This is a genomic window from Streptomyces sp. NPDC048270, assembly GCF_040652335.1.
Taxonomy (GTDB): domain Bacteria; phylum Actinomycetota; class Actinomycetes; order Streptomycetales; family Streptomycetaceae; genus Streptomyces.
Map to the genome: position 1 here is coordinate 1 of NZ_JBEZLV010000041.1, position 20,092 is coordinate 20,092.

Consider the following 20,092-nt stretch of genomic DNA (forward strand, 5'->3'; position numbering starts at 1 on the left):
GACCTGGCGAGGGTGGCCGGGATGCGGTGGGCGATCGAGGAGTGCTTCCAGGCCGCGAAGAACGAGTGCGGCCTGGACGAGTACGAGGTCCGCCGGTATGTGGGCGGGTACCGGCACATCACTCTGGCCATGCTCGCCCACGCCTTCCTCGCCGGCCTGGCCGCCGACGAGGCGGCAAAGGGGGACGCAGAAACGACTCCCCCTGCGACATCGCCGCTCTCACCGTGGCAGAGATCCGACGGCTCCTGGAGCATCTCCTGCCCCACCACCGACCAGAACGCCCTCGCCCACGAGATCACGCACTGAACTGGTCCCACTGGCGCCGACGCCGCCAAGCCACCGCCGAGCGCAGTCACTACCTGAGAAGAACCAGCTCAGGACACGAACCGCTGCCGGAGTACTAAAGGAACGGTGAAACTCCGATCACGGAGGATTGCGGCTTCGCCGGGTATCTCCCGTCGGCTGTGGGCTGCAGAACCGGTGGTCTATCCGCGGCGGGTGTGGTCCGGCTGGCTGCACGGCGGCCATGGCATGGCCCACCGGCGCGAGGCACTGGCCCAGTTCGCCCGCGGCTGGGGCGCGGACGGGGTGGTGGTGGAGCGCTGTGTGCTCTCCAGTGCCCGGGTGCTGGCCGAGGGGGTGGACATCCCCGAGGTGGACGCGGTGGTCTTCGCCGACCCCAGGGAGTCGATCGTCGACACCGTCCAGACGGTCGGACGCGCGCTGCGGCAGGGTCCACGCGGTGACAAGGTCGCCTCCCTGGTCGTGCCGGTCCTTCTGTCCCCCGACGAGCGCAGCGAGGACTGGCTGTCATCTGGCTCGTATCTGCCGCTGGTCAAGGTCCTGGCCACGCTCGCTGCCCACGACACTGACGTGATCGACCGGCTCGCCGCCTGGCCCGGCGGGGGCGACACGGGCGCGGCCCCACCGGTCAAGGTGCCGCTGTTGTTCGCCACCGCCCGCCATCCCGCCGACATCGCGGAGTTCGTCAGGCTGCGGGTGATCAACATCGAGCGCCGCGGATGGCTGCGCGGCTGGACAGCCGCCCGCCGCTTCCATGCGGCCCACGGCCACCTGAACGTCCCTTACCAGTGTAAGGACGGCGCATTTCCGCTGGGGCGGTGGATCGCCGAGCAGCGCAAAGCCAACAAGACCGGCCGCCTGCCCGCCGTGCGCATCGACGCGCTGGAACGCCTGGGCATGGTGTGGAGCCACCCCGACCACGTGTTCAGCGCTGGGCTGTCGATGGCTCGCGCCTACCACGCCGTCCACGGCCACCTCGCGGCCGGGCACGAGGCCGTCATGGACGGCTATCCGGTCGGGACGTGGCTGGCCAACCGGCGCCGGGAGGCACGCCTTGCCGTCGGCAGCCAGGGCGCGTTGTCCGACACGCGCAAGGCGGCGCTGGCCGACATTGACCCGTGCTGGTGCCCCGCGTGGCCGCTGGTGTGGCAGCGTCGCTACACCCTCCTCAAGCGGTACCTCACCGCGGGAGGAGCGGTGAAGACGCCGGAAATCGAGCCGGGTCACATGATCGCCGGGGAAGACGTCGGCGCCTGGCTGACCCACCAGCTCAGCCAATGGGACACTCTCCACGAGGACAGCGCCGGCTACTGGCCGAGCTCGGCGTGACGCCCAGCGGTGGCGGCATCCAGAGCGCGCCGCGTCTCACTCAAGACCACAAGTTCGCGCGGAACCTCGCCGCCGCGGCCGCCTACGCCCAGCGTGAAGGACACCTGAACGTCCCCCGCCAGCATGTAGAGATCACCGACGGTACCGAGATCAAGCTCGGGATATGGATCTCCAACCAGCGCTCCCGCCGAGCGAGACTGCACCCACAGCGCATTGAGGCCCTCGACCAGCTCGGTATGCGCTGGAACTGAAGCCAGCGGCGGGGCCCACCGCAGCGGAGTCCGCCCCGGACGCATGACCTTCCGTCCACGCGGCCCTCGGCGACCCCTGCTACCTCGGCATCGGGGGAGCAGCTCACGCCGCGGGTTCCGCGTGGCCTGGTCATGATGCGTCGGCCTGGGGCTTGTTGACAGGCCGTACACGCGGTCGCGGACGCCGGGTGTGCTGGGACACCTCTGCGTCCATGCCTGACTCCGCCAGCTCGCGGTAGAACCACTCGATCCCACGACCAGGAACGGCGCCGCGCTCCTGGTCAATGCTCGGCTGGGGTGGGCGAAGCCGGGCCTGTTCTGCGAGCCGAAGCAGGCCAGGGTGCTCCTCGGGACGAATGAGCACAGGTGCGCCGGGTGCAGGGGTGAGGCGGGTGAAGCGGGCTGCGGCGCAGGAAGACGGTCGCCCAGGCGGGCACGGGGTGGGTAGCGCAGCCGTCGATCTGCCCGAGGGGGTCGTGCAGGGCCAGGGTGGAGTCGTCCTCGCGCCAGTCCGCCAGGCGCGCGGTGCCCAGCTGCTGCCCGGCGGCGCCGGTGAAGACGGCTGCGGCCAGCACGGCGGCCAGACGGGGATGCGCGGTGACGCCGTGGATGCGGCGGGCGATCTCCGCGCCGGTCTCAGACGAGCGTGGTCGCGGCCGGGTCCGGTAACGCCACCTGATCGGCGGTGGAACGCATCCGATGCAGTGGCCCTCCCCGTCCCAGTCCGCCAGCCGCTCCAGCGCCGGCATGGTGATCCAGCGGCCGGCAGCCCGCTGCGGCGCGGCAGGCTGGCCCGGGCCAGGCACGGCCGCCCCGGCGAGGAGGCCGCCGGCAGACGATGCCTCGACGAGCCTGTGGGGCACGCCGGTAAGAGCGTCACGCAGGGCAGCGGTCGGACGGGAGCGGTGGCACACCAGGACCAGGTGCGCTCTGGTGAACGCCCGCAGGTCGAGCAGGCGTTGCAGGCGGGTACGAGTGAGCAGGTGAGCACGCAGGACCGTCAGGCGCCTTACGGGGAGCGCCGCCAGCCAGGCGGTGGCGGCCTCCCACACCGGAGCGCGCGCGTCTGGGAAGCCCGGGAGGCGTGCGGGTTTGCCCAGCGCCGCCAGGAGGTCGTGGGCGAAGTAGCGGTCGCTGGTGGTGCCCGGGGTGGGGTGGACGGTGACGCAGCCGGCCGTCGGGGCGTGCCCGGCGAGCGCCGCGCGAGTGACAGCGGCGTCGTCACCGGGGTCGAGCAGGACAGTGACGTCAGAGGATATATCGTTCACGGGTCGTGGGCGTCTTTATCGTCGGCGCCAGGGCGCGGCGGGCAGATGCGGCGGGCGGGTCCGGGAGTGCTCATGGCCGGGTGCGGCGGCCGAGTTTGCTGAAGACCCAGCGCAGCAGGTCCCGGTTGACCTCAAGACCGAGGGTGGCCTGAAGGGCGCGCCCCAGGTGGTAGGTGATCTTGGCCCAGGTGCGGAAGACGCCGTGGGCGGCCACGTCGTCGCAGTACAGAAGGTCATCGGGTCCTTGGCGGCCAGGACCTCGTAGGTGTTGCCGCCGCCGACGAAGACCACCGCGATGTCGGTGTAGAGGTCGTCGAACAGGTGCCGGAAATACTCGAAGGACTCCTCCCGCAGCCACTGCGCCTCGTCGCAGACCAGGACCCGGAACTGATCGGCCAGCACGTCTTTCAGCAGGGTGTCGAACGCGGTCGGCTGCCTGGGCGGCCTACCCGGCAGGTCGAGCACGTTGAACAGGTTGTGGCGGATATCCAGCACGGTGGGCCGCCCGCGGAACTCGATCCGGCGCGTCGCCCCCGGGGCCAGCTCCCGCAGCGAGGCGTTGACCGACATCGTCTTGCCCAGCCCCGCCGCCCCGTAGACGCACATCATCCCTCGGGCGGCGATCACCTCCCCGAGATTGGCCAGCGTCTCCTTCAGCGCCACTGTGCCCATCACGTGCGCGTCGGGCAGCGACAGGTAGTGGTCGGCGCGCGGCGGCGGAAGCGGGCCGCGTCGCGGACGTTCAGAAGGGTGTGCGGCGGGTATGGCGTTCATCGCGGCGCAAGCGTGCTTTCGTCGTCGTCTTCGGGGCAGGGAGCAGCCGGCCGGGCCGTGTCCGGTGCGGTCCAGGACGCGGGCAGCTTGGCGGGCAGCGGCAGATAGCCGGGCAGTGCCACCTCGGTCAGGTCCGCGGCGGCAACCGCGCGCAGATGCGCCTCGGCCTCCAGTTCGGTGACCGTGCCGAGCACCTCGGCAGGTGTGCCGCGGGTAGCGGCGGCATAGCGGGTGGCGCGGTCCTTCTCGGCCGCGGCCAGAAGCCGCTTGAGCCGGTCAGCCTCCCTGGCGCGGGCCCGCTTCATCTCGCGGATCTGCTCAGGCCTCGCCCGGTTCGACAGGTACGCCGACCCCAAGTGCCGCCCGCTCACGGCGTCGTAGACCTCGATCTCGTGCTCGTGGTGCGGCATGTAACGCAGCCGCACCTTCCGCCCAGCCTGCCCGGTCATCCACGCGTTGACGTAGTGCCGGCTGCGCCAGCGCACTCCCTTGTTACCCAAGGTCCGCACCCGGCCGCCGTCCTCGAGGGTGAACATGTGCAGCGCGCCCGGCTCCGCGTCCTCGATGGGGGTCAGATCTGCTTCCCACGCGGCCGCGGGTGTACGGCCGGCAAGCGAGCGGGGCTCGTGCTCGGTGTTCCACCAGGCCACCCACTGCCCCAGCAGCTCGATGAGCGCCTCAAGCGGCAAAAGCTGCTGCTCGGCGGTCGGTTTCCTGCCGCCCTTCAGGCGGGGAGCGGCGGTGTAACCAGGCAGAGAGGCGAAGAACATCTGCTTCGCCGCCGTGTTCGGCGCTTCCACGGTGCCCTTCAGATGCGGGCTGTAGCCGGGCAGGTCCACCACCGGCACCGCGAACGCACCCAACGCCTCACCCACTGTCCGGGACAGGAAGTCCTTGCCGCGGTCCACCCTCACCGCCCCCGGCAGACCGCCGAACGGGCCGTGCTCCCCCTCACGCGAGATCGCATCCCGCAGCGCCACCAGCACCGACTCCCTCGATGGGACCTGCGCGGTCACAGCGAACCCGCAGATCACCCGCGTCGCACAGTCGATGAACCAGGTCACCCACGGACGCCCCGGCGACCCGTCGATATCCACCTCGCCCTTCACCTGAACGTGGTCTGCCTCCCACACCTCATTACGGTGACCGGCAGGGCGCTGAAGAAACACGTCATGATCTCGGCGGGCGGCCTCGCCACCGCGCATCCCCGCCCGCAGCCCCGGCGACACATCCCGCGCAGCCGCCCGGTACAACGTCGCCAGCGACGGCACCGCCCCACCACCGGCCGCCTCCGCCTCTGCCACCAACTCCCGGTGCAACCCGGCCACGCTCCCCCGATGAAACGCAAGCCGACGAGCCAGCTGCGGCGTGAGAGTGAACCGGCAGCGCTCAGCTCGCTCCAGACGGCCGTCCACGCGCGCCACCGCCAGCCACCGGCGCACCGGCCGCTCCGACACCCCCAGCGTGTCAGCAACCATCCGCCGATGACCGGCCGTCAACTCCCCCGCTCGGCGAGTGCCAGCAGCCTGCGCACTGCGACCGGCCGCAACACCTCAGCATCCGCCACAGCCCCCACCAACACGCTCTCCCACCACAACGGGCATCCGCGGCCCACCAAAAATGATCGAGAAGGGAGAGACTACTCCATTGGAGCGTTCAGCCTGTTGACCAGCCGATTCTCAACCACTGACCACCCACCCTCATCTCACTGTCCAGCCCCAACGCCCTCCCCCACCACCCCGAACACCCTGCAAGACAACGCCAATCAGCCACTCAGCCGCATCCACCCACCAGGACACTGAAACGAGAACCACACCAGACAACAACGCGAGAACACCCACCCGACTTCCCCGCCCGAATGGTGTAGCGTAACTCTACGAATCTGTGCATTGTGGTGCTCGCGGGGTCGGCAGAAACGCCGCCGCAGGAATCAGTCAGCCGAGAGCTGGCGCATTCCGGAAGAAGCCGGCCCAGCCACTCAGGCCGGAGACCGCCGCCCCCTATTCCCTGGAAGCGATCATGTCCGAACCCAGCGTGTTTCCAACCACCGTCGCCACTCTGCCGTTCTCCTACTCCATTCGGATCGATCCGGCAGGTCACGCAGTCTTCGACGCCTTCCAAGAGGTCGGCGGCACGTCACAGCAAGTCGGCACCTTCAAGGCAGAGCCAACCGAGCACATCGAACTCCTGGCCACCAAGGCCCTGAAAGGGCGTCGGGTGGTTGATGTCACCGAAAAGGAGGCCATCCCCGGGACCGCCACCGGCCCGAGCGTGCCCGACATGGACGACGAACCCTTCGACACATGCTGGGTGGACGTTCGCTGGCACACCGAGAACGGCGACTTCGTCGACGGTGCCAAGGTCCAAGACCTTCGCCCCATCGCCAGCGGAACGTTCGCCCCACATGCGTCTTCGCAGTCAAGGCCCCGACCGTCGGGCACGAGGCGCTGCGGGAAGCAATGGTCCGCGTTGCACTCACACCCCGCCTGTTGCTTAATTCTATGAATCCATGTAACGTAGTAATCACAAGGGGCCGGGAACGGCAGTCCCGGCCCACGCAACACCCGTCCACAGGAGGACAGCATGACCACTCAGACCTTCACCACCGCCACCGGCGCCACCTACTCGGCCGAGGCCAGCATCGGCGAGAACGGCGAAGTGACCTACGCGGTCAAGCGGATCACCCAGGAGGGTGTCGTCCCGGTCGGGTCGTTCGTGGTCCACCCCGACTACCACGCCGAGCCGACGGTTCTCGGCCTGGTGAACTTCCAGTTCGGCGCTGGCTCGGCCGAAGACCGTCACCAGCGCACGGACGTTCCGGTGCTGGGGAGTGCCAACGCCCCGTTTGTCGTCGGGCACAAGATGGTGAACCCCCTGGACATCACCGATGCGTCGCCGAGCCTTCTGGCTTCGGGACCTGGCCGGTGCTCAGTACGCCACCGGCGTCAGCGCGGTCGAGGTTTCCGGCCGGACGGCGCTGCGCACCGCCGACCTGGTAACGGCCCTGGTTGTCCAGTGGATGAACCGCGACGATCTCACCGAGCTGACCGCGAAGTACGCGGCGTTCATCAAGTCGGAGACCCCCTGGACCGAGCAGCACGCCAAGTCCAAGTCCGACAAGATCGACAGGCTCAAGTTCGCCATCCTGTCGATCGGCGAGCGGATCGCGGATCTGACCAAGGAGCGCGACGAGCTTCCCGAGAACGGCATGACCAGCCCGGACGTCACGCCGGGCATGGATCCCGCCGCGCAGCTCACCGGCGCGATCACCGCGCTGAACCTCAAGCGCGCGGACCTGTCCGCCGAGCTGGCCACACTGACCAAGGCGTGACCTGTCGCCCGGGGGTGCGCCCGACGGGGCGCGCCCCCGGGCCGCCCGGCCCAACCCCCAGCCAGGAAGGAGTAGGACCATGAGCGACTCGCTCACCCCGAACGCACCCAACGGCGTGGCGGATGCCGTCGTGTTCATCACTGCCGTCGCCAGTACGCTGATCGCCCAGAAATGGGGCGTTCGAGCGCCCGTGGTCCACAAGGTGCTCAGCACGCCCGAGGCGGTCGCGGTTACTACCACCCGCTACCTCCTGGCTCTTGGCGCAGGGCAGAGCCCCGCAGAGGCTGCAGGAGACGTAGGCCGGTCCCTCCTGGCCGACGCCGAGCAGCGCGCCGCGTAGCGCCCGCCCCAACCCTGCCCAGCACCCGGCCCCCGCCCCGCTCACCACGTGAGCGGGGCTCTCTGCGCTTTCACCCTGCGCTCACCCCGCCCAGCTCCCGCCCCGCCTCGCGGAACGCGCCTATCCCGCCTGCCTCGTCCTCCTGCTGTCCCGTTTCCCCGTCGTCTCATCTGGCCAACCCGCCGCTCCGCTCCGCGCCACTCGTCTTCCTGCCCCTCCCTCGCCTACTCCCTCCCTCGGTTCCACCTCTGCTCCTCCTCTGTCTGTCGTCCGTACCGCTCCACCCCTCTCCTCCTACGTCCGTCGTCCGTCCTCCCGTTCCCGCGCCCGTCTCGGTTGCTCACCCACGTCTCGCTGCGCGCCGGCTCCGCTTCCTCTCCCCCTCCAGTTGATGTCTCTTCGCACGTCCATCCAGCTCTGCCATAGGCCCGTAGGGAAGTAGTCGGCGTGCCGCCAACCCCTTGTCTGCGCCTGTGACCTGCTGATTTGCCGGCGATCGGTTCGAATGGAATGGGACTCGAAACGGGACTCGAAACGGGATCCGAAAGGGGAGCCCAAGGAGGACTCCAAAGGGGACTCCAAAGGGGACTCGATTGGTCGCGCTACCCAAGCGTCTACAGCTCCTGGGCTCGCAAGGGAGATCTCTCCTCCCGCCGGCCCCGATCGGCCGTAGTGGCCCTGGTGGCGGGGAGGAGAGATCTCCTCCCCGCCACCAGGGCGATGGGGGAGATCTCTCTCTCCCCCCCACGGCCACATTCCGACGGTGCCGTCATCGGCTGGCTGGGCCGGCGCGGAGGGGAGATCTCTCTCTGTCGGAGCACGGCGGGAAGTCGGGGAGGAGATATCTCCCTCCGAACGGGGTTGGTCGGAGACTCGATCTGTGAGGACTCCCTGCACGAGGTGTCCAAGGTGTCCTCGCAGGTGGCGGGCGCGCCGGGATCTGTATGCGGTTCGTCCCCGCGGTGGTTCCGGGACGGAGTGAGGTTCAGAAGACGAAGTGCCAACGAGTTGCGGACGGTCCTGTCAAACGCGGCCGGTGTCGCCGGGCGCAGCCTTGAGCGCGGAGCCGGGATCGGATGGGGTCTCCGGAGGGAAGTCGGTACTCCTGGCTTCCCCCGTACAGGCGTCTGCCCGGCGAGGTAGGCCCGAGGGCTCGATTGGAAGCCGGTCCGCCCCCTGGCTGGATCGCAGATTGGCGCGACTCGCTCTCCGTCCGTCCCGCGAAAGCGGTGTGAGGCCACGGGCGGTGGCCGTCGCAGGTGCTCGAGGATCTGCCCGACGGTGAGGATGGGCGGGTCGCCGTGGACGGCGAAGGCGTCGAGTAGGTGTTGCGCGATGGCGGGAAGCGTCGCTTCGGGGGCGCCGGCTGCCCCGCTCAGGCGGAGGAGTTCGCCCCACGATGGCGGCTCGGCGGTCTGGTCGTTGCTGACGGCGAACTCCGGTAGCGGCGCACCCTGCGCGGCGGCGAGGCTGGTCTCGTCGATCTCGACCAGGCCGGCCGCGGCACGCTCGACGGCTCGGCGTTTTCCCTCGTCGAGGGTGATGTGGTGGATCTTGTGGATCATTGCTCGTCCGGGATGCCGGGGGCGCCTTCGATGTAGACCTGTGCGCACTGGCGCAGGTCGTCGCCGGACTTGCCGTTGAGGCGGTGGGGTAGCCAGCCTCGTCCATCATGCCGCCGCCGAGGGCGGCCTTGACGTCGACGTCGCGGCACGGGCCGAGGATCTTCAGGGCCGGCTGCTGGGCGAGGTTCGAGCCGAGGAAGGCGGTGGTGGCGCCCTGCGCGGCGAAGACGATCCACACGCCCTCTTGACGGCCGATGAGCAGAAGGGACGCCACCAGGACCTTGGAAAGCTCGGTGAACTTGGGGAATTCGTCGATGAATACCAGGATGGCGGGGTACTTGGCGGATGGTTGCCAGGCGTCTCCCATACCGAGGCTGCGGCGGATGCGGGCGCGGCCGGCGGCGAGGCAGTGCAGCCACAACAGGGTGCGTTCGATGGTCGCGGGGTCGAGGCTGGTGAGCCGGATCGCGTCTTCGTACGGGCCGGGGCCGTCGCCGCTGGGGTCGAGGAAGAGCGTGACCGCGTCGCGGCAGGCCGTGGTGACGTCGACGAGGGCGCGCAGCAGGGTGGACTTGCCGCCGCCGGAGCGTGCGATGACTTCGCCCATCAGGCCGGCGAGCGGGAAGGCGAGGGGCTGTCCGTTGGCGGAGCCGCCGTAGACGGCGGAGTCGGTGATGCTGATCGACTTGGGGGCGAGGTGCGGGGCGTCCGGCAGGTCGGCGAACATGTCGCCCTGGCGCAGCAGGAGGGTCGCGCAGGCGGTGCGGTTCTTCAGGGGCTGGACGATGACGTCGCCCTTGCCGGGGTCGAAGAGTGTTTCGAGGTCTGGGCTTTGTCGATGATCGCGGCGGGGTGCCCTTGGAGACACGGACGGTAACTGCCAGCCCCAGGGCTTGCGTTCGACGTCGGTGATCTCGGCGGCAGGGATGTTCTCGGCTCGCAGGGCGCGCAGGATGCACTCTGCTGCTTCGTCGGCGGTGGTGGCGCGGGCGATCGGGTACGGGTCTGCGGTCTGGACCGGTCCGGCGGCGCCGAGTGGCGGTTCGGGGAGGGTGAAGTCGAGGCGGGGTGGGGCGGGGTTCAGCAGGGTGGGCCGGCGGCCCTGGGTCCAGGCGGTGGCTGTTGCGAGGAGCGCGGCGGCGCTGGTGTAGGCGGCGGGGGTCGGGTTCTGTGTGGCGAGGGCGACGGAGATGCTGAGTAGCACGGTGGTGCCAAGGCGTCGGTTGCGTGCCCGTGCGGTGCGGGTGGCTGCGAGATCGGCGCCGGTGGGCTGGCGGGGGGTGAACGTTGCGGCGCGGACGGCGTTTGCCTCGCGGGTGTAGAGGGTCCGCTGGCGGTGGGCCTGGTGCTCGTTGGCGTTCTTCCAGTGCTTGAGCTGGCCGTTGATCTCCTGCAGGTCGGCGGTGCGGTGGCTCTTCTACTGGGTGTGCTGGTGGTTGAGGTGGAAGGCGGCCAGGTACTCGGTAGAGAGGTCCTGGGCGTTCCACCAGCGGATCATCTGCCGTGCGGTGTGGCGGGTTCCGGCGGCGAGTACGGCTCGTTCGCGTGCGGCGACCTTGTGTGCGTGCCTGGTGAGGACGGCGGCTCGGGTGGGGTTGCGCGGTGGGTGTTCCTCGTTGGGGTCGTCGATGGGTTCGACGGCGACGGCTTCCTCGTCGTGCTCGTCGAAGGGTGCAGGGGTGGCGGACATGCGGTGACTCCTGGCGGGGACTGCGGTTGCCGAGCGGGCGGACGCCGGACAACCGCGGCCTGGATCAGTTGAACGGGCCGGTGACCTGGCTGCCGATGCCGTTGACGAGTGGGACGAGCGTGGCGGCGGCCAGGCCGGCGCCTCCTGCGGACAGGCCGAGGCTGCTGCCGGAGGCGGCACCCAGGCCGAAGTCGAGGGAGACCGACTTGGTGATCGATTTCCAGGCGGTGGCCAGGCCTACGCACAGGAGGACCAGGACCATGGCGCCGGGTGGGGTGATCACTCCGGGGTGGGCCCCGCGTGGATGGCGGGGGTGTCCGATCCGGTCGCGCCGTACAGGACCTTGTCGCCGCCCATGTTCATGACGTGGGCGGCGAAGCCGAAGAAGTACCCCAGGGCTCCGCCGGTGCAGAGCACGGACAGCATGCCCAGGGCCAGGCCGAGGCCGAAGGTGATGAGTGCCTTCCAGCTGCGGTGGTCATGGCGGAAGAAGCGGACCGGCTCGCCAGACGACGATGGACAGAGCCACGGTGAGACCGCCGATGGTGACGTACGTGGCGGAGGCGAACATCAGGAAACTCCGGTCAGGGCGGCGACGATAGGAAGGAAGGTGGGCGCGTAGAACACGGCGGCGGAGATGTTCAGGACGAACAGCCAGCGGGTGACCACGTTGGGGTGGCTCATACGCCAGTAGCCGGTGACCATGCCTGCCATGAACGCCATACCGACCGGTGCGAGCGTGCCGGCGTCTTGGGCCAGGGCGTAGAAGGCGGGTTGAGGCAGCGCCCCTGCGGCCACCGCGGCCAGGCGGGGCTTATCCGCGACGACCCAGGCGAGACTGATCAGCCGGTCCCGGGCGGGCGCCGGGGACTGTGTCTCCGCGTAGTAGTGGTGATGGTGGACTTCGACCTGGTGGGCGGCAGTTGCGGGTTCGCTCTCCTGGGCGGAGTGGGTGCTCCACCAGGCCGGGGGGTGTGTGTCGGTTTCCCCGAGGGCGGCTTTGACGTACGTGCGGGCCCGGAGTTCGTCTCCGCCGATCGCCACCGAGTTGCCGCTGGGCGGGTCTGGTGTGGGGGACGCGGCGGCCGGGTCGGTTCGGTGAAGCCTGGTCGAGATCTTCATCGGCGTGTCCCGGTGTCGGCGGCCGTTCGGGGCGGCAGCGGGATGACGCGGGCGAGGCCGCGGGCGCTGGTGCTCTGGGGCCGGTCCACGGTGCGCGGGGAGCGCCGGTCGGCGACGAGGGCGAGCGCCTCGGCGACGTGGTCGTCGAAGGACAGGGCGGATGCGGTGGCCGTGCGGGTCATGGCGGGGTCCTCACAGGGGTTCGGGAGCTCGCGGGCGGCCGGGCCGGCATCCGTCGAGCGGGGAGGGTGGGTCAGCGTCGGTCGGCGCCCGCAGGGACGAGGAGCTGGCTGCCGGGGAGTAGCTGGTAATCCCCGGTCAGGCCGGCGCGCAGGAGTTCGTCGTCGAGGGTTTGCGCTGTGGGTGATGCGGGCGCCGGTTCGCGGTGGCTGCCCGGTTCGGGGTCCGGGTTGGCGAGGGCGAGGGCCTGCTCGATGTGGTCGTCCAGGCGCGGTGCCTCGGTCTGCGGGGCCTCGGTGCGGGCTGCCGCGGTCGTGCTGCCATACCGGGCCACAGCTGCGGGGAGCCACGTGTCCTGGGTGGTGAGGAACTTGCTGGCCCGAGGCGTGCCGATGCCGATCACGCGGGCGCACTTGTTGATGCCCCAGGCGAGCTTGCCGTCGGGGCGGCGTGGGACGAGCTGGGCGAAGCGTTCCTGCACCTCCTCGTCCGTGAGGACGTCGGTGCTGTCCAGGGCGTCCATACCGTCATCCACCTGGGGTTCTTCGGTGGTGATCGGGTCGGTGGACGCGGCGGTATGGGTGGCACCGGTATGGGCCGGAACGGCTGCTGGATACCGATCAGCGTGCCGCGCATGGCCTCGAACGCTGCCGCGGAGCTGAGATTCATACCGGCCCATTCCGCCTGCCGGACGCGCCCCTGTAGTCGGCTGACGACCTGTTCCAGAATGGCCGGGTCGGCGCACCGGGCGCGCTCGCTGGCGTTCTGGGCGCGGGTGTCGGCTCGCGTTTCCAGGTACCGGAACGCCCAGCGGGTCGGGCGGCCGGCTTTGCGGACCGCCTTCTGGGCGCGGCGGAGCCGGTACCAGCGGAAGGCGGCACGGGAGACGCGGACCTCGGTGGTGGCTTCTTCCTGGGTGAGGTCATGGCGGGCGGCGAGGAGCAGCGCGACGCGGACGGCCTCGACGGGGTGGAAGAGTCGGATCAGCGCCAGGCGGCAGTCTGGGCGGGCCCGGTGGCTGCGGGCTGCGCGGCGTTCTTCGAGGGAGCCGAGCTCCCACAGGACCGCGGCCAGGACCGGCCACACTGCGCGGACGAGGGCGCCGAGCGGGGAGGCTGCTTCGGCGGCGGAGAAGAGGGAGCTGGTGCCGGCCAGTACCCAGAAGAGGACTCCGGAAAGGCCTGGTCCTTCGCCTTCGCGGGCGCGGCGGCGGGCGCGGCGGCCGCAGACCATGGCGGCGATGTCGAGGGCGATGAAGGGCAGGAGGTCGAACGGATCGCTCAGGCCCATCTGGTGACGCCCCACGCGTCGGAGGCCGGTCGTCGAGAGCGCTGCGGCGGCGGCCGCGATGACCATGGTCAGGCGGTCTTCGATTCGGCGGCCGCGCAGCGCGGCTGCGGTCGAGCGTTCCTCCGCGCTGAGGGCGGCCATGACGGTCCGTCGACGGCGCAGGGCGAGGGTCGGGCCGAGGGTGAGGACGATGGTGCCGGCGACGACTGCCATGAGGTGAGGAGCTCGGTCACGGGGAGCTTCGTGCCCGGGAGCAGGTCGGTGGTCACGTGCTGTCCTTCCGCGCGGCTGCGCTTGCGGCCTCGGCGGCTCGTGCCAGGAGTTCCGCGGCGGCGACGAGGGGCGGCTCCTCGGTGACCCAGCCGCGGAACGCCTCGCGCTCGGCGGCGGCCTGGTGCCACAGCATGAGCAGCAGGACAGGCAGCGGGCCGACGTGGTCGTCGTTCGCGGTGGCCGCGGGAACCGGGACGGGCAGGAGGAGTGCGGGCTCGCGCCGGGCGAGGTGGCTGACCAGGGCGCGGTAGCGGCCGTGCAGTTCGGCCAGTTCACGGTGGGCGGTTCGGGCCTCGTGGCGTGCGGTTGCCGCCGCCCTCAGGAGGCGGGAGAGGGTGGTCGGCCTGATCAAGCGGATCATCGGCCACCTCGACTGTGCTGGCCGGCATCCGGTCCCTGGGGTGCGGAGGCGCCGGCGGCCGTCGCGATCACGGAGGGAATCATCAGGGGCGGGGTCATGCCGCATCCGTCCAGCCGGCGTCGGCCCGGTGGGCCCGACGAAGGATGTCTCGGCGCTGCACGGCTGCGAGGGTCGCCGCCGTGTTCGCGGCTCGCTTGCCGGCGGGGACCGAGGATCCGACGTACTGCTGGGCGATGTCCTGGACCTCGGCCGCGGCCTTGATCCGCTTGGTCTGGTCGCGGGCGGCGCGGGTGTCCTCGGTGCGGGCGGCGGTCAGGCGCTGGTGCTCGGCCTTCAGGCGCAGTGCGAGCTTCTGCTGGGTCAGGCCGCCGCGGACGCCGTACGGGTCGTCGTCCCTCAGGGCACGCTCGGCGCAGACGGCCCGGACGGGGCAGACCGCGCAGTGGTCACGGATGGTTGGCGCCCTGCGGCGCCGCCAGTCGCCGTCGGGCTCTTCGTCGCGCTGGTAGAAGTTGTCGGGGGCCGGCGCCACGGCGTGGCAGACGGAGTGCCCGAGGGCCTGGTTCAGCTGGGGCCGGCGCAGCTGTCGGGCGATCAGGTTTCCGTCGCGGCCTGCGAGGTAGCCGTCGGCCGCGAGGGTTGCGATGGGGGCGGCCTGGGCGAGATAGAGCGCGATCCCCGCCTCGTCGGTGCCTTCGGGGGCGGATCGAGCGTCGGCGGGGGCCGGGGGTCCTGCCATCATGCTGTTCATGGGTCGTCGTCTCCTGCGAGGTGGTGGGCGGCGCGCTCCACACGGCCTCCGGGGGTCCAGCCCCGGAGGCCGCTTTCGTGAAGACGCGCGAAGGCGGGGCGGATTCGGCGGCCTTGGCGGCCGCTCCGTCCCGCGGGTACCGCGCCTCGGCGCGGTCGAGGCGGGTCAGCGGGTGGTACAGCGCGGATCGTTCGGGACGACAGTGACCGAGCCGTACTTGTCGTTGCCGTGGAAGATCACGTACACGCGGTTCGGGCCGTCGCACTTCGTGCCGAGGTTCGAGAAGCCGTCGCTCATCACGACGACGTCCATCGGCTGCTTGTTGATCTGGCCCTTCGGCGCGTCCATGAAGGGCTGGTCGGCCTTGCCTCCGTTGAGGGCGGAGCCGGTGGTGCCGAGGGCGAGGGCTGCGACGAGGGCTACGGCGGCGGCGATTGGGGGTCGGGTGTTCATGACGGTCTCCATCACTCGTATTCACATATCTGGCTCATCTGGCTTAGTCCAGATGAGCCAGATATGTGATGATGGTGCACCTGAAGATCGCTCACGTCAAGGGGGATGCCCGATGAGGCGGACCAGGGCCCGGAACCGCCCACGTTGGTGCGGCAAGATGTGCCTCATGCCGAACCCGTACCAGCAGGACAAGATCACTGACGAACTGCGCCTCGACATCGTGGCCGGCAAGTTCGCCCCAGGGAGCTTCCTACCGTCCGGCCGGGTGCTCGCTGCCCGGTTCGGCGTGGCCCGGAACACGGTCTTGGCTGGCCTCGCCCCTCTCGTTGAGGAGGGCCTGGTCCAGTCGCTGCCCAAGCGCGGTTACCAAGTCATGGGCGCGCCCACGGCCTTCGAGGTGACCTGGACTCAGGACGGTCAGGTCCTTCCCGCCGGCGAGCAGCAACTCGGCGCCGGCAAGGAACTGCGCACAGAGGTGCGGCATGCCCCTGCGGATGTCGCCGGCCTCCTACAGGGCCCGGAGGAGATGACGGTGGTGGTACGCAGCACGGTGCACCGGCACGCGGGTGTGCCGTGGGCCCTTCGAGAGTTCCACGTCCCGCGGTCCGTGGCCGATATCGTCCGCCGGCTCTCGGAACCGGTCCATGTCGACGAACTACAGTCGCTGGCTGAGCACGACCTGGCCGTGACTGGCCTACGCAGCCGCTGGTCCACCCGGGCGGCCACCACCAACGAGGCTCAGCTGCTGAAGTCCGGGTCTTCGCCGGTCCACGTCATCCAGCGGACGGGATTCCACGACAGCGAGCCCGTCTTCTGCGAGTTGATGACGGTTCGCGCTGATCGCGTTTTCCTGTCGCAATCATCCGGCTCTGTCTCGGAAGTCACCGGCCCGTGACGGTATTTGGTAGGCGCGCACCATCCGCGTCGACCATGAATCGGCTACCCGTATGCGAGACGTATGGGGATAGGCTGCTTCCAGACGATCTACAGTCGGCCCCGAAATGCACGATGCCCCCGCGACCTTGAGCAAGTCGCGGGGGCTTATCGAACCGAGAACCGATAAGGCGGTGTCTCGTGGTGAAGCGTACCCGCACCCACGCGCAAGCACTCAGTCAGCCCGCTGATCGACCGGCGTCTCCGACGCCGTCGCGGTGGGCTGCTCTGCTGTGCGGCTCGCGCGACGGGCGCACCACCCCTGTCGAGGGGGGCGGGATGTCGTAGCCAACCGGGCGGGCGCCTTTGCCAGGCCGCTCCTCGCCCTTCTCCACCGGACTCGGAGTTAGCCGCTCCTCGATCCGGTCTTCACCGCCCAGTGGGAGTTAGCCGCTCCCCTGAGCGAGGTCCAGACCTCACGGTCTGGTGATCACTGCCTCACCAGCAGCAGCCCCAAGCGGGGCTTTGTCGTACCCCGGGCCAGGCCCGGAGAGGACGGAGTACATCTTGCAGTACCGCCATGCCCTTTGTCAGCTCAGGCACCCGTCGCAGCGGCCCGTCCCTGCCCTCGCCAGCGTGTCCGTGATCACGCACACGCGCTGCGTCACCTCCCGCGAGCCCGCCGAGAGGCTGTGGATCGCGCGGAGGCGCCGTCCCGCAGCGCTCATTGCCCGGGGCACCACCCCTTGTCCAGGTGCCGGGTCCCCGGGGCCGGGCCCTCGAGTCAGGGCTCTTCCCGCAGTCGGCTGACCCTCTCGCTCCGCCCTGCGGACAAGGGGGGTCCAGGCGTTGCTCGCCACCCCCTTGTCCTGCAGGTCAGCCCGGGTCCCGCCCTGGTCCGGGAGGCCGCAGAGGCGGACGGCGGATCGGCTGCGGACAAGGGGGCCCGAAATCTTCTGCCCTTCTCTCGTCACACCGAACCGGCTCCGCACACCTCTATGGCCGACACCAACCTCTGACCGGCCGAGGACCGCGCCCGCATCGACAACAAAACAGCCCGCCCGTGACCGGCGTGGCTGCGACACCGAGCGCAACGCCCCATGGCCGTTGTGCCAGGAGAAGTGTGCCCACCACCACTCTGATTTCTAGTCCAGCTCCTTCCTCGCCCGAGCAAGCGGCTCCTGCGAGGGAGTCGAAGGCCGCGCCGCCGGCCGATGAAGCCCGCGGCGCCCTGCAGCCATGCCCTGCGGCGGCAGCGGTGACCGCGGGGCTGGACGCCTGCCCGGTCCCCGGTGCACCGATACGTCGGCAGCGGGTGAAGGTGCCGATGCGGCTGGTCACCTCGCCGTTCTACGCGGACATCGCCCTGGCCGTGTACGTGAAGGTGAAGGCGCTCGGGATGCGCGAGGAAGGGTGCCAGGCGAAGTCGGCGACGATCGCCTCCTACCTGGGCGTCTCGAAGGCCTCGGTGGAGAGGGGACTTGCCCAGCTGTCACGCACTGGGCCGGACGGCGTGGTGGAACTGGTCTCGCAGCGGCGCACGCTGCGTGGCGGGCGGGGAACTTCGGCGCTGCGTCGGACCAGGCCGGTGTCGCGGTCGGAGGCGTTCGTGTGGGTGCCGGTGGCGGCCGCGGAGGACCTCAAGCCCCGCCAGCTGAGGGCGTACGCCGTCATCGCCTACGCGCAGGCGGTGGCGATCGCGCTGACCGAGGGGGAGCTGGCTGGCTCCCTGTTCCACCACTCCGGCAAGAAGGCTGGGCAGACGCTGACCGCCACGGCGGCCGGTGAGGTGGTGGACGAGCTCGAAGCGTCGCGATGGCTGACCGTGGTGCGCAGGGCGGGAGCCCACGGGCGTCACCAGTTCATCGCGCACGACATCGCCGCGTCCGCTGCTCAGGACGCAGAACCCGACTCCGCCTACGTTCCCCAGACCCCGGAAGGCGACGGCCAGGAGCGTCAGGGACCGGTGGAGGACCCGGCCGGCGAGTCGGGTAGTTCTCCGTCTGGTGAGGGATCGGGTCCGCAGCCTGGTGAGGGATCCCTCGCGAATGAGGAATCACCTATGACTGACCGACCCGAGGACGCGGGCGCACTTGACTCATCCGCCGTAGGCGAGGTTGAGGTAGTAAAGGGCTCTCGGCCTGTGGAAAACCCGTCGGGCGCTACGCAGCACAACCAGCCGTCGGCTCGTCTCGCGCTCCGCGCGGGTGCCAGCAGCCAGCCCTCCATCCCGAAGCGGCAAGGCGAGCGAGCGCCGACGTCCGAGTCGCCGTACACCGGACCGGATCTGACCATGAGCCCGGAGATCTACGCCGTGCTGGAGCCGGTGCACTGGCTGCTGAAGCAGGTCAGCAACGCTTTCGTCGAGCGGAAGATCGCGAGGGAAGTGGGCCGCCAGCTGCGTGAGGGCATGGCCGCGGAACGCCTCCGCCACCGCCTCACGGCACGGTTCGCCCAGACGATGACCTCCGAAATCCGGGATCCCGGTCGGTGGCTGCTCGGCGTGGCCCTGCCGCGGTGGGGGTGCGGCCACCAGGACTGCGAGGCCGGGGTGATGTGGTCGACCGGGCAGCGTTGCGAGGTGTGCGCGGAAGTCGTCGCCGACCGGTTCGCCGCCCGCCAGCGAGCTCAGCGCCTCCAGGAGGGGCTGTGCCCCGAGCACGGCACCCGCCCCGGTCCGTTCGGAACCTGCACCGACTGCGCCCTGGACGAGGCCATCCGGCTCCCGGCGGCCAGGGCCGCCAGCCCCGAACCGCTGGGACCGCCGCGCGGGGCGTGTTCCGAGTGCGGTGCGCGGATGTTTCTGACCGACCGGGCCCTGGACGACGGACGCTGCGCGCTCTGCCGTTCGGAGGTGTCGGAACGAGCGGAGGCAGCGGCGCTCGGTGTCCCCGCCCGAACGACCGGCCGAGCGAGGTGCACCGGTGGGGATGATTCGGTCTGCGATCGCGAGGCGCTGCCTACCCGGAGCGTCTGCGCGCGGCACCGCGTTCTGGAGGTTGCCGCGGAGGTCGCGTGACGGCCCGCTCGGCGCGACCCGGGTCCGGCCATGCCAGGGTCACGGCACCAGCCGCGGGGCGCGGTGCGGTCAGCCCCGGGAGGAGCGTGCGTCCGAGAAGCGATTCGTGCGCGGCCAGCTGACGAACCGCACCACCGCACCAGAGTCTTGAAGGTGCGGTGGTGCGGAGGACGCCGAGCGGACCGACTGGGTGCGCACCCGCACCACCCATCGCACCGCACGGGCAGTGCGGTGGTGCGGTGCGGTGCGGTGGTCTGGGTGCGGTGATGCGGGTGCGGGTGCGGGTGCGGTGGCGATCGGTGCGGTGCGCGAGCTCCCGCACCTCAGGGCACCCGCGCCGCAGGTGCGCCCACTGCGGCGGTGCGGCCGGCCCATTTCAGCGGCTGGGTGCGGTGGCCGGTCGGATGGCTCGCCCCGGTTCCGTGGTTGCGGAACGTGATCAGCCCAGCCCCCTTGTCCGCGGAATCGCGCTTCCGGCTACCCCCTTGTCCGCTCCCGGGCGGACCCCCTTGTCCGGGCGGCCACGGTGATGCTTCCCCCCTTGTCCGGGGTCGAGCCAGACAGGCCACCCCCTTGTCCGGCCTACGGCACGGCCTCAAGCCAAGCAGCGCACCCCCTTGTCCGGTCTCTAACGCCCCCTTGTCCAGCTCAGCGCCGAGTGCGTTTCCCCTGGACCAGCTCTGTCCTGGTCTCGCTCCCGCGCCACGAGCGGCGCGCCTTCACAGCGGCTGCGGGTCCTCCTTCCCCGAACCGCGAGGAGGTTCTGCAGGGGAGATCTCTCCCTTCGGATCACGCTCTGCAGCCAGCGCGCCTCTGGGCCGGGCTACGGAGTACCGGAGGCGGATGGGCGCCGCGACCAATACGAGCCGGCTGCACCAGGACCAGCGCACCTTGATCAAGACGGGTCTGGTGCGGTGCG

Annotated in this window: 20 protein-coding genes and 1 pseudogene; 8 read left to right on the top strand and 13 right to left on the bottom strand. The window is 70.3% G+C overall.

The genetic code is table 11. The annotated features are described in order from the left end of the window. The 3 genes and pseudogenes from AB0D66_RS28190 to AB0D66_RS28200 form a co-directional block, all read left to right on the top strand. Positions 1-306: pseudogene (locus AB0D66_RS28190) on the top strand (IS701 family transposase); the annotation flags it as partial. Positions 307-480: 174 nt separating this feature from the next. Further along, on the top strand, positions 481-1,632 hold the full coding sequence (locus AB0D66_RS28195; protein WP_362309322.1) for a Helicase associated domain protein: 1,152 nt from the start codon (positions 481-483) through the stop codon (positions 1,630-1,632). Next, positions 1,629-1,883: a helicase associated domain-containing protein gene (locus tag AB0D66_RS28200; RefSeq protein ID WP_362309325.1), complete on the top strand. Its 255-nt coding sequence runs from the start codon at positions 1,629-1,631 to the stop codon at positions 1,881-1,883. The genes AB0D66_RS28195 and AB0D66_RS28200 overlap by 4 nt, the downstream gene beginning before the upstream one ends. Before the next feature lie 281 nt (positions 1,884-2,164). On the opposite strand, the gene AB0D66_RS28205 is transcribed toward AB0D66_RS28200, so the two are convergent. From AB0D66_RS28205 to AB0D66_RS28215, 3 genes are read right to left on the bottom strand one after another with little or no spacing between them, the layout of a single operon-like run. Next, complete coding sequence (locus AB0D66_RS28205) at positions 2,165-3,151, bottom strand: hypothetical protein (RefSeq protein ID WP_362309328.1); 987 nt, start codon at positions 3,149-3,151, stop codon at positions 2,165-2,167. A 15-nt stretch (positions 3,152-3,166) separates the two neighbouring features. Beyond that, positions 3,167-3,925, bottom strand: a complete 759-nt coding sequence (locus AB0D66_RS28210) for an ATP-binding protein (RefSeq protein WP_362309331.1) — start codon at positions 3,923-3,925, stop codon at positions 3,167-3,169. After that, entirely contained in the window at positions 3,922-5,403 is a 1,482-nt protein-coding gene (locus tag AB0D66_RS28215; RefSeq protein WP_362309334.1) for a Mu transposase C-terminal domain-containing protein, read from the bottom strand. Before AB0D66_RS28215 ends, AB0D66_RS28210 begins: the two co-directional genes overlap by 4 nt. Positions 5,404-5,944: 541 nt before the next feature. Here AB0D66_RS28215 and AB0D66_RS28220 point away from each other — a divergent pair. The 3 genes from AB0D66_RS28220 to AB0D66_RS28230 all read left to right on the top strand — a co-directional run bounded on the left by AB0D66_RS28220 (position 5,945) and on the right by AB0D66_RS28230 (position 7,596). Continuing rightward, positions 5,945-6,430, top strand: coding sequence for a hypothetical protein (locus AB0D66_RS28220; RefSeq protein WP_362309337.1), 486 nt, complete (start codon positions 5,945-5,947; stop codon positions 6,428-6,430). Between the two features lie 382 nt (positions 6,431-6,812). Next, positions 6,813-7,256 (top strand): hypothetical protein, encoded by a 444-nt coding sequence (locus AB0D66_RS28225; protein WP_362309340.1) that lies wholly within the window; start codon positions 6,813-6,815, stop codon positions 7,254-7,256. A gap of 79 nt (positions 7,257-7,335) precedes the next feature. Beyond that, positions 7,336-7,596, top strand: coding sequence for a hypothetical protein (locus AB0D66_RS28230; protein ID WP_362309343.1), 261 nt, complete (start codon positions 7,336-7,338; stop codon positions 7,594-7,596). Positions 7,597-8,619: 1,023 nt separating this feature from the next. On the opposite strand, the gene AB0D66_RS28235 is transcribed toward AB0D66_RS28230, so the two are convergent. The 10 genes from AB0D66_RS28235 to AB0D66_RS28280 form a co-directional block, all read right to left on the bottom strand. After that, positions 8,620-10,365 (bottom strand): hypothetical protein, encoded by a 1,746-nt coding sequence (locus AB0D66_RS28235; RefSeq protein WP_362309346.1) that lies wholly within the window; start codon positions 10,363-10,365, stop codon positions 8,620-8,622. Positions 10,366-10,578: 213 nt separating this feature from the next. Continuing rightward, a complete protein-coding gene (locus AB0D66_RS28240) occupies positions 10,579-10,851 on the bottom strand; it encodes a hypothetical protein (protein ID WP_362309349.1) in 273 nt (90 codons plus the stop codon). A 64-nt stretch (positions 10,852-10,915) separates the two neighbouring features. After that, positions 10,916-11,134 (bottom strand): hypothetical protein, encoded by a 219-nt coding sequence (locus AB0D66_RS28245; RefSeq protein ID WP_362309352.1) that lies wholly within the window; start codon positions 11,132-11,134, stop codon positions 10,916-10,918. Further along, entirely contained in the window at positions 11,131-11,277 is a 147-nt protein-coding gene (locus AB0D66_RS28250; protein ID WP_362309355.1) for a hypothetical protein, read from the bottom strand. Before AB0D66_RS28250 ends, AB0D66_RS28245 begins: the two co-directional genes overlap by 4 nt. Positions 11,278-11,421: 144 nt before the next feature. Continuing rightward, positions 11,422-11,973, bottom strand: a complete 552-nt coding sequence (locus tag AB0D66_RS28255; RefSeq protein WP_362309358.1) for a hypothetical protein — start codon at positions 11,971-11,973, stop codon at positions 11,422-11,424. Then, the gene (locus tag AB0D66_RS28260; RefSeq protein WP_362309361.1) at positions 11,970-12,155 is read right to left on the bottom strand and encodes a hypothetical protein; all 186 of its coding nucleotides are present in this window, start codon (positions 12,153-12,155) and stop codon (positions 11,970-11,972) included. Before AB0D66_RS28260 ends, AB0D66_RS28255 begins: the two co-directional genes overlap by 4 nt. A 397-nt stretch (positions 12,156-12,552) precedes the next feature. Then, the gene (locus AB0D66_RS28265) at positions 12,553-13,656 is read right to left on the bottom strand and encodes a DUF2637 domain-containing protein (protein ID WP_362309364.1); all 1,104 of its coding nucleotides are present in this window, start codon (positions 13,654-13,656) and stop codon (positions 12,553-12,555) included. 52 nt (positions 13,657-13,708) lie between these two features. Continuing rightward, positions 13,709-14,077 (bottom strand): hypothetical protein, encoded by a 369-nt coding sequence (locus AB0D66_RS28270; protein WP_362309367.1) that lies wholly within the window; start codon positions 14,075-14,077, stop codon positions 13,709-13,711. Positions 14,078-14,171: 94 nt separating this feature from the next. Next, positions 14,172-14,828 carry a WhiB family transcriptional regulator gene (locus AB0D66_RS28275; protein WP_362309369.1) on the bottom strand — a complete coding sequence of 219 codons (657 nt, stop codon included), beginning with the start codon at positions 14,826-14,828 and terminating at the stop codon, positions 14,172-14,174. Positions 14,829-14,993: 165 nt separating this feature from the next. Then, the gene (locus AB0D66_RS28280; RefSeq protein WP_362309372.1) at positions 14,994-15,281 is read right to left on the bottom strand and encodes a hypothetical protein; all 288 of its coding nucleotides are present in this window, start codon (positions 15,279-15,281) and stop codon (positions 14,994-14,996) included. 166 nt (positions 15,282-15,447) lie between these two features. Here AB0D66_RS28280 and AB0D66_RS28285 point away from each other — a divergent pair, with 166 nt between their 5' ends. Further along, positions 15,448-16,176: a GntR family transcriptional regulator gene (locus AB0D66_RS28285; RefSeq protein WP_362309375.1), complete on the top strand. Its 729-nt coding sequence runs from the start codon at positions 15,448-15,450 to the stop codon at positions 16,174-16,176. A 1,305-nt stretch (positions 16,177-17,481) separates the two neighbouring features. Beyond that, the gene (locus tag AB0D66_RS28290) at positions 17,482-19,173 is read left to right on the top strand and encodes a hypothetical protein (protein ID WP_362309378.1); all 1,692 of its coding nucleotides are present in this window, start codon (positions 17,482-17,484) and stop codon (positions 19,171-19,173) included. Positions 19,174-20,092 lie beyond the last annotated feature (919 nt).